Origin of the sequence: Burkholderia sp. Ac-20353 (assembly GCF_017104785.1) — a bacterium.
In the GTDB taxonomy this organism is placed as follows: domain Bacteria; phylum Pseudomonadota; class Gammaproteobacteria; order Burkholderiales; family Burkholderiaceae; genus Burkholderia.
Genome location: NZ_JAAGPL010000413.1, coordinates 1 through 2,055, shown reverse-complemented (window position 1 = coordinate 2,055; position 2,055 = coordinate 1). Strand labels below are relative to the sequence as shown.

Sequence of the window (2,055 nt, the reverse complement as noted above, 5' to 3'; positions counted from 1 at the left end):
TCCGCTGTGTGCCGGCGCGCTCGAGCCGATGCCCGGCATGCCGGGCTATGCGCGGCATCGGAGCGCGCGGCTGGCGGTGCGGTGCGCGCTGACGACCCGCCACTACCAGCCCGACGAGCTGACTGTCCGGGGCGCGCGCGACGTGCGCGTGTCGGCGCGCCATCGCGCGCGCTTCGTCGAGCAGTGGGAGCGACATTACGCGCTCGTGCGGCGCGTGTGGCCGGCGTTCACGATGAGCCGGTTTACGACCGTGCTCGCATGCGCGGACGTGCAGGATCTGTGGTCGTACCCGTCGTTGCGCGACGACGATCTCGCGGCTGTCCTGCTGGCGCTGGCCGGCTTTATCCGGGTGCCGGACGAGCGCGCGCCGACCGATCCGCAGCCGGACGCCGACGCGGTGCGCTGGGTGCGGTTCTGGTTCGAAGCGCGCGTGCGGGACGTCGGGGATCTGTGGGCGGCGGGTGCCGACGCGCCGCGGTTTTTCCGGATCGACTACCGCGAGCCGGAGGCGACGCTGTTTCCGACCGGTGCGCAGGTGCAGGCCTGGCAGCCGGTCGACGGCGTGCGCGACGCGTGGGCGCAGCTGGACACCGCGCCGATGCCGGACATCGCGCCGTCCGATCACGCGGCATTCGCCCGTTTCGTCGCCCGCGCGCCGATGCGCGACGGGGCCTGACCAGGGTGGCTAGGGTGGTCAGGGTGACCGCGTGGCGACGGTATAAGCTGGTATGAGCGTGCCGTGATTTGGCATCAGCGCGAAAGGAGCGAGACATGACCGGACGGTGGAAGGGACACATGGCGTTCGCCTGCCTGTGGCTGGCGAGCGTCGCGCATGCGCAGGGCGGTCAACCGCCGGCGGCCGGCAGCCAGCCGGCGTCGGCGACGAAGCCGGTTTGCGTCGACGCGGAAGTGGACGGCAAGCGCGCGCTGTCGTACGACTGCCTGAGCGCGCAGCTCAAGCCCACGGCAACGCCGGAGGCGGGCGCGTCGCAGACGGCTGCGGAAGGCCTCGCGAAGGCGCCGTCGAATCGGCTCGGCACGTTCAACCTGTCGGCCGAGCAAAACCGGTTCGGCGCGAACTGGGGCAAATCGGTGATTCCGCAGCGTCCGGCGCAGCCCGTGGCCGTGCCGCCGAGATGAGGGCGCGCAGCGCCAAGCGGGGGGCCGCGACGCTCGCGATGTTCGCCGCAATTGCAATGGCGGCAATGGTCGCGACAAGCGGGGCGGCCGCGGCCGCCGACAAGCCGGCGCAAGGCGGGGCCGCGAGCGCGGGGGCGTCGGTGACGCTGCCGAACTTTGCGGCGCTCGTGAAGCGGTATGGCGCGGCGGTCGTCAACATCAGCGTCACACGCGAGGTGACGCAGATGGGCATCCAGCTTCCGCCGGGCATCTCGCCGGACAATCCGCTCGCGCCATTCTTCGCGCGCCGCGTGATCGGCAACCGCGAGGAGGTGAGCCTCGGCTCCGGGTTCATCGTCAGTACGGACGGCATCATCCTGACGAACCGGCACGTGGTTGGCGACGCGGCCACGGTCGACGTGAAGCTGACCGACAAGCGGCAGTTCAAGGGCCAGGTGATCGGCAGCGATCCCGTGTCCGATGTCGCGGTGATCCGGATCGACGCGCGCAACCTGCCGACCGTCGTGACCGGCGACCCAGCGCGCACCGAGGTCGGGGACTGGGTGATGGCGATCGGTTCGCCATACGGGTTCGCGAACACGGTCACGCAGGGCATCGTCAGCGCGAAATCCCGTTCACTGCCGGGCGAGAGCTATATCCCGTTCATCCAGACCGACGTGCCGATCAATCCCGGCAATTCGGGTGGGCCGCTGTTCGACCTGAACGGCCGCGTGATCGCGATCAATTCGATGATCTACACGAAGACCGGCGGCTATCAGGGGCTCGCGTTCGCGATTCCGATCGATCTCGCGCTCGACGTGAAGGACCAGCTGCTGCGAACCGGCAAGGTCACGCGCGGACGGCTCGGCGTCGCCGTGCAGGAAGTCAGCCAGGCGCTCGCGCGCTCGTTCGGCCTGCCGAATCCGGACGGCGCGA

3 protein-coding genes are annotated in these 2,055 nt (G+C 70.2%); all 3 read left to right on the top strand.

The features are described 5' to 3' along the window. On the top strand, window positions 1-676 hold a 676-nt coding region (locus tag G3N94_RS40790), incomplete at its 5' end, for a hypothetical protein (RefSeq protein WP_205799833.1). A gap of 119 nt (window positions 677-795) precedes the next feature. Continuing rightward, complete coding sequence (locus G3N94_RS40785; RefSeq protein ID WP_205799834.1) at window positions 796-1,140, top strand: hypothetical protein; 345 nt, start codon at window positions 796-798, stop codon at window positions 1,138-1,140. 38 nt (window positions 1,141-1,178) lie between these two features. Then, window positions 1,179-2,055: trypsin-like peptidase domain-containing protein (locus tag G3N94_RS40780; RefSeq protein ID WP_205799832.1), on the top strand; the 877-nt coding region annotated here is incomplete at its 3' end.

Coding starts and splice junctions, on each gene's coding strand:
- G3N94_RS40785 (WP_205799834.1), top strand. CDS start 796: ATGGCGTTCGCCTGCCTGTGGCTGGCGAGCGTCGCGCATGCGCAGGGC.